Raw genomic sequence first — 6917 nt, forward strand, 5'->3', positions numbered from 1 at the left:
GTCCAGCAACCCGATCGTCCCCTGCGGCTGACGCCGTTTGTCGGTGGGAGAGCCGGGGTTGACGGTTCGTGCCGTCCTGGCCGACGCCACCAGCTGGGCCGAGGCCGGTCATGTGGTGGCCTGGGGGCAGATCGCCGTCGCCGCGCCCGAGCCCGTCTCCCCCATCAGCGGAGTCGAGCTCGTCGGCGTCGGCGACGTGCTCTGGCTCGGACCGGGCGAGTTCGACCCTGCCACCGGACTCCTCACGAGGCTCGGCGATCACGCCGTCGAAGGCCCGCGCCTCGACCTGTGGCGTGCTCCGACCGACAACGACCGGGGATCCGACAAGCCCGAGGAACGGGCGTGGCGGGAAGCAGGCCTGCACCGACTGCAGCACCGCGTCATCGAGGTCGACGTCCAGGAGAACGCCTTGGTCGTCCGCACCCGTGTGGCACCGCCGAGCCGGGGTTTCGGCATGTTCGCCGACTACCACTGGACCGCCGACGGCGACCGGCTCAGGCTCCAGCTGAACGTCACCCCCGACGGCGGCTGGCCGTGCACTCTCCCCCGTCTCGGTCTCCGCTTGGCACTCCCCGGAGACGTGGACGCGGTCGAGTGGTTCGGCGCCGGTCCGGGCGAGGCCTACCCGGACAGCCGCCAAGCCGTTCGCATCGGCCGATTCCAGTCCACTGTGGACGGTCTGCAGACGCCGTACGTCTTCCCCCAGGAGAACGGCAACCGGGTGGACACGCGGTGGCTGCGGCTCGGCGGCGTCCAAATCAGCGGCGAGCCGGTGTTCGACTTCACCGCCCGCCGCTGGACCAGCGAGGACCTGGACGCGGCCCGACACGCCGACGACCTTCAGCCGCGCGACCGCGTCCACCTGAACCTCGACCTCGCCCAGCACGGCCTCGGCACGGCGTCGTGCGGGCCGGGCGTGCTGCCGCGGTACCGGCTGCACGCCAGGAAGGCGAGCTTCGCGGTCACGTTCCAGACGCTCTGATTCCAGCATGTGGAACTAGTTGAGACGTCACCTAAGCTCGGGAGGAGACATCGAGGAGGAGCCGTGCCGCGGAAGTCAGAGCCGTTGCGGAAGCTGGGTTTTCTCACCATCGGGCTGTTCGACGAGCACAACCCCGGCGCGGGTCACCGGTCCACGCTGGAGATCATCGAACTGGCCGAGCAACTCGGCTTCGACAGCGCCTGGGTGCGGCACCGGCACCTGCAGTTCGGCATCTCCTCGCCGGTCGCGATCCTCGCCGCGGCCTCCCAGCGCACCAGCCGGATCAGCCTCGGCACCGCCGTGATCCCGCTGGGCTGGGAGAATCCGCTGCGTCTCGCGGAGGACCTGGCGACGGTCGACGTCCTGTCCGGCGGGCGGCTGAATCCGGGCGTGAGCGTCGGGCCGCCGATGTACTACGACGACGTCAAGCACGCGCTGTACCCGCAGACGGCGGACGTCGAGGACTTCAGCTACGACCGGTTGCAGCGGCTGCTGGACTTCGTGGGCGGCGAGAAGGTCACGGAGTTCAGCGGTACCAGGGGCATCGAGCAGTTCTCGGACCGCGTGCAGCCGCACGCGGCCGGGCTGCGCGAGCGGATGTGGTACGGCGCGGGCAGCCTCCGGTCGGCGAGGTGGGCGGGCTCGCACGGCTTGAACCTGTTGTGCAGCAACGTGGTCCAGGCCGAGGAGTCCGAGGACTTCGCCGAGATCCAGCTGTCGCTCATCAAGGCGTTCCGGGCACACGGCGGCAACCGCGTCTCGCAGGGGCTCGTGGTGATCCCGACCGATTCGGCGACGCCCGAGCAGCGCGCGAAGTACCAGGACTACGTGGACCAGCGCACGGAACGCACGAAGACACCGTTCGGGCCGCGCCGGTTCATGTTCGCGCGCGACCTGATCGGCACCTCCGCGGAGATCGCCGAGCAGCTGTACGCGCACCTCGCCTTCCAGGAGGTCGACGAGGTGGCGTTCGCGCTGCCGTTCAGCTTCGAGCACGAGGACTACGTGCAGATCCTCACCGACATCGCGACGAAGCTGGGGCCGGAACTCGGCTGGTCAGCGTAGAGCCCACCAGGTGTCCATGCGCGGCACGGAGGTCGTGTCGCCCTGAGCGACGCGGCCGGCGTGGAACAGGAACCCGGCGATGCCCGCCGCGCCCTGCATCCAGCCGATGCCGGCGGGCAGCAGCGGGTCGTCGTTCTTGTGCTCGATGAACCGCCAGCAGACGCCTGATCCGTCCGGAATCGCCCGTTCCACCAGCACATCTGCCAGGTGGAGCGCGAAGTCCGTGTGCTCGCCCGCGTCGAGCAGCCGGTCTCCGACGCCCGCGGTGCCGCAGCAGCGTCCGTCGTTGTCCCAGAAGCCGGGGTGACGCCGTTCGGGCAGGCCGGACACGCGGATGCTGTGCAGGCTCCGGCTGTGCCAGTCCATCACCGGCGCACCGGCCACCTCCCGCACGCCCGCGCGCTCAAGGGCGGGCCACAGCAGTGACGTGCCCGCCGGGCCGTGGCACCAGCCGTAGCTGAACGGCTCCAGCTCCTCCAGCGGTGGAATGCGCAGCGGGGCCCGGAACCCACCGTCGCTCTGGTCGGAGATCGCCACGAGGTGTGAGGCACCCGCGGTGGCCGCCTCGACGAGATCCGGGCGGGCGAACTCCGCACCGGCCAGCGCGAGCGCGGTCGCGATGCCGGAGAGGCCGTGCGAGAAGTTCGGGATCTCCCGTTGCACCACGGCCATGCGCACCGGCACCATCCGCCAGTTGAGGCCGGCCGGCGTCTCTTCACGTTCGGCCAGCAGGACCTCGGCGGCCACCTCGGCCAGCCTGTCCGCGCCTGCCAAGCCGTGCCGCCGGGCGTGCACAGCGGCCAGCAGCACGCCCGCGGTGCCCAGCGTCAGGTCGTGGCCCCTGGCGCCGTCCACGAAGCGCGGCGGGCTGAAGTGCTCGTGCGCCCAGCCGTCCGGCGTGGACAGTTCGAGCAGGCGGTTGACGGCGGCGTCGGAGCCAGGAGCGTCGAGTGCGGTCAGCACGCCGATCGCACTGCCCAGTCCGCTGAAGAACGTGTAGTCGACCGTGGTGCCGATGCTCGCGCGGACCTGGTCGGTGATCGCGTTCGCCAGGCGTTGTTCCTCGCCGGTCCACTCGCGGGTCAGCCGGATCTCGGCCAGCACGTGGGCAAGGCCTCCGACTCCGTCGTACATGCCGTCGCGGTGATCGGGATTGAGCTCTTCACCGACCGACGGCGGGATCCACACCACGTCGTCGTAGTGGACCTGATCCAGTACCCACCGCCAGGCTGCCTCGGCGGTCCCCCAGTACGTGTTCATCGTTGGATCATTACATTGCCGTTGTGACGGTGGAGCTGATTCTGGCCCAGGCGGACCTGACCGAGTTCACCGTGCGCCCGCTGGGTGGCGGTACGTACAACTCCGTGTTCCGGGTGACGTCGCCCGAGGGCGACTTCGTGCTCAAGGTCGCGCCGTCCGACCAGCCAGGACTCACCTACGAACGCAATCTGATGCGCACCGAGGCGATGTTCTGCAGGCTGGGGCACGCGGTCGCGCCGGTGCCGGAGGTCGTGCACTCCGACTTCTCCCGCGCGCTCGTGAACAGCGACGCGCTGCTCACGACGTGGCTGCCCGGCCGGCCTCTGTTCGGCCGGGACGACGTCGACCGGCCGCTCGTCCGCCGCCAGCTGGGTCAGGCCGTGGCGGCGTTGCACGAGGTCACCGGGCCCGGCTTCGGCTACCCGCAGCTCGGCCTGCACCCGACGTGGACCTCGGCGTTCGTCGCGATGTTCGATGCGGTGAAGGCCGACGCCCAGCGCTTCGGGGTCGTTCTGCCCTGCGTACCGCTGAACCTGTCGGTGTTCGACGAGGTCGAGCGGCCTGCACTGGTGCACTTCGACCTGTGGGACGGCAACGTCCTCACCGACACCGGCCTGACCGGGTTCGTGGACGGCGAGCGGGCGTTCTGGGGCGATCCGGTGGCCGAGTTCGTGTCGTTGGCGCTCTTCGGATCGATCGAATCGGACAGGGACTTCCTGACGAGCTACGGCTTCGAGTTCACGGACTCCGCTCGCGTCCGGCTCGCCGCCTACCAGGCGTACCTGTACTCGATCATGCTGGTGGAACGGGTGCCGCGTGGCAGCAGCGACCCCGCCATGGAGTCTCTTATCACCGACGCGCTCAGCCGTGCACTCGACGTTCTCGCCTGATCGCCGCTCGTGATCTGGAAAGCTGGACGTGTGCGCGTGGCATTGCTGGGCCCGACGACGGTCGAGGCCGACGACGGCACACCGATCGACATCGGTGGTGCCCGCGTCCGCATGCTCCTGGCCCGGCTCGCGCTCGACCCCGGCCGTCCGGTCGCGACCACCACGCTGATCGACGACCTGTGGGGCGACCAACCGCCCGCCGACGCGTCGAACGCGCTGCAGTCGCTGGTGTCGCGGCTGCGCAAGGTCTGTCCGGACGTGACGCTGGAGCCCGGCGGGTACCGGCTCGCGATCGCCCAGGACGATGTCGACGTCTTCCGGTTCGAACGGCTGCGCGCGGCCGGGAGGCTCGACGAGGCGCTCCGGTTGTGGCGTGGCGAGGCGCTCGTCGATGTGCGGGAAGCGCCGTTCGCGGCACCGGCGGCCGTGCGGCTCGACGAGGCCCGCCTGTCCGCCGAGGAGGAGCGCTTCAGCACCGGCGATCTCGACGTCGCCGCTCTGACCGCGATGCACGAGAAGCACCCGCTGCGGGAACGCCTGGCCGGGCTGCTGATGCGGGCGTTGTGCGCGCGGGGCAGGCAGTCCGACGCGCTGCGGGTGTACGAGGAGGTCCGCGGCAGGCTCGCCGAGGAGCTGGGCGTCGACCCGTCGCAGGAGCTGCAGGACGTCCACCTCGCGGTGCTGCGCGGTGAGCTCAAGCCGCGCACCGCGGTCGACCGGTTGCCGGTGCGGCTCACCAGTTTCGTCGGCCGCGACGAGGAGCTCGCACAGATCCACGACCAGCTCGACAGCGCGCGGCTGGTGACGCTGGTCGGGCCGGGCGGCGCGGGCAAGACGAGGCTCGCCACCGAGACCGCGGCACGGCATCCGTTGCACGCCAAGGGCCGCGTGTGGTTCGCGGCGCTGGCCGGCGTGCGGGCGCAGGAGGACCTCGCGGGTGCGGTGCTCGGCGCGTTCGACCTGACGTTCGGCGGGGATCCGATGCGCCGGCGGTCCGAGGGCATGGAGCGGATCGCGGAGGTGCTCGGCGCGGGCGAGTCGTTGCTGGTGCTGGACAACTGCGAGCACCTGATCACGGCGGCCGCGGAGTTCGCCGGCGACCTGTTGCGGCGGGTGCCGAACCTGCGCGTGCTCGCGACCAGCCGGGAGCCGCTGGCGATCGACGGCGAGTCGTTGTGCCCGGTCGGGCCGCTCTCGGTGCCGAACGGGCAGGCCGACATCGCCGGGTTCGGCGCGGTGCGGCTGTTCCTGGACCGGGCTTCGGCGGTGAAACCGGGCTTCCAGCTCGACGAGTCCACTGTGGACGACGTGAAGCAGATCTGCCGCAGGCTCGACGGCATGCCGCTCGCGCTGGAGCTGGCGGCGGCGCGGCTGCGGTCGATGACGGTCCGGCAGATCACCCAGCGGCTCGACGACAGGTTCCGGTTGCTGACCTCGGGCAGCCGCACGGCACTCCCCCGCCAGCGCACGCTGAGAGCGGTCGTGGAGTGGAGCTGGGACCTGCTGACTCCCGAGGAACTTCAGCTCGCCCGCCGGCTGTCGGTGTTCCCGGCCGGAGCGGACCTCGCCGCGATCGAACAGGTCTGCCACGAGGACGCGCTGTACGTCCTGACGTCGTTGGTCGAGAAGTCCATTGTGGATGTTTTCGAGCTGGAAGGCGAGCCGCGCTACCGGATGCTGGAGACGATCCGGGTCTACGCGGACGAGCAGCTCGAAGCGTCCGGTGAGAAGCGCGAGATCCTCGACCGGTTCCGCCGCCACTACCGGGATCTCACCGAGACGTGGGAGCCGCTGACCCGCACCGTCCGCCAGATCGAGGCGATCTCGATGTACGAGGCGGAGCAGGACAACATCGTGGCGGCGTTGCGCGGCGCGATCGACGACCGCGAGATCGGACTGGCGGCGGACCTGCTGAGCGGCACCTTCTGGTACTGGCTGGTCAAGGGCGACAACGAACGCGCGGAGTCCTCGGTGCGCGAGGTGCTGGCACTCGGCGACGCGCTGCCGGAGGACCTGGCCGCCACGTTCCGCGCGATGCAGCTGATCATGGCCGCGATTCCCGGGCTGCCGGACACGGCCAAGGCCGCGACGGTGATCAACGACTGCGTGCGCACCGGCGCCACCCAGAAGTACCCGTCGCTCGCGATCGCGTTGCCGATGCTGGCGTTCCTCAGCCAGAACCGCGAGCTGGCGCGCCAGGAGGTCGCGCGGGCGGCCGCGAGCGAGGACCCGTGGGCGCGGGCGGCGGCGGACTGGGCGTTGAGCTTCATGCTGGTCGACAACGGTGATCTCGACGGCGCCGAGCTGGCCCGTGACCGCGCGTACGAGCAGTTCGTGGCCGTGGGTGACCGCTGGGGCGCGGCGATGACACTCGGCATGAAAGCCGCGTTCATCTCGCACACGGGCGACAACGAGGCCGCGATCGCGTTGTACCGCAAGGGTCTTGAAGTGGCACTGGAGCTGCGGTCGCAGGACGACGCCATCCAGCAGCGGTGGCGGCTCGCGGTCGAGTACGCCCGGTTCGGCGACCACGAGTCGGCCGCGCGTGAGGTCGCCGAGGCCGAGAAGTACGCGCGGGACCTCGGCAACGACCAGATGGCCGTCATGACCGGCTACGCGTTGGCGGCGCGGACGTGGGACCGGGTGCACGTCTTCTCGACACCGGACTCGATCTCCGAGGCCCTCGCCCACACCTACCACCGGATCGCCCCCGACACCCC

The 6917-nt window shown here is 70.5% G+C and carries 5 protein-coding genes; 4 read left to right on the forward strand and 1 reads right to left on the reverse strand.

Features of this window, described 5'->3' with window-relative positions; genetic code table 11:
• The first annotated feature begins 58 nt into the window (after positions 1 to 58).
• Together ABZX92_RS44495 and ABZX92_RS44500 are read left to right on the forward strand one after the other, a co-directional pair.
• Positions 59 to 982 carry a beta-galactosidase domain 4-containing protein gene (locus ABZX92_RS44495; RefSeq protein ID WP_355572024.1) on the forward strand — a complete coding sequence of 308 codons (924 nt, stop codon included), beginning with the start codon at positions 59 to 61 and terminating at the stop codon, positions 980 to 982.
• A gap of 63 nt (positions 983 to 1045) precedes the next feature.
• Positions 1046 to 2047, forward strand: a complete 1002-nt coding sequence (locus tag ABZX92_RS44500; RefSeq protein ID WP_355572026.1) for an LLM class flavin-dependent oxidoreductase — start codon at positions 1046 to 1048, stop codon at positions 2045 to 2047.
• Here the strand turns inward: ABZX92_RS44500 and ABZX92_RS44505 are convergent.
• Positions 2039 to 3307 (reverse strand): lanthionine synthetase LanC family protein, encoded by a 1269-nt coding sequence (locus tag ABZX92_RS44505; RefSeq protein ID WP_355572028.1) that lies wholly within the window; start codon positions 3305 to 3307, stop codon positions 2039 to 2041. The genes ABZX92_RS44500 and ABZX92_RS44505 overlap by 9 nt on opposite strands.
• Positions 3308 to 3330: 23 nt before the next feature.
• On the opposite strand from ABZX92_RS44505, the gene ABZX92_RS44510 reads away from it, so the two are divergent.
• Positions 3331 to 4197, forward strand: a complete 867-nt coding sequence (locus tag ABZX92_RS44510) for an aminoglycoside phosphotransferase family protein (RefSeq protein WP_355572030.1) — start codon at positions 3331 to 3333, stop codon at positions 4195 to 4197.
• A gap of 30 nt (positions 4198 to 4227) precedes the next feature.
• A partial coding sequence (locus ABZX92_RS44515; RefSeq protein WP_355572032.1) for a BTAD domain-containing putative transcriptional regulator occupies positions 4228 to 6917 on the forward strand: 2690 nt, incomplete at its 3' end.

It is taken from the genome of Lentzea sp. NPDC006480 (assembly GCF_040611995.1).
Taxonomy (GTDB): Bacteria; Actinomycetota; Actinomycetes; order Mycobacteriales; family Pseudonocardiaceae; genus Lentzea.

What these genes read in the sequence shown, in the direction of transcription:
- ABZX92_RS44505 (WP_355572028.1), bottom strand. Translation starts at nt 3,307, where the DNA reads ATGAACACGTACTGGGGGACCGCCGAGGCAGCCTGGCGGTGGGTACTG.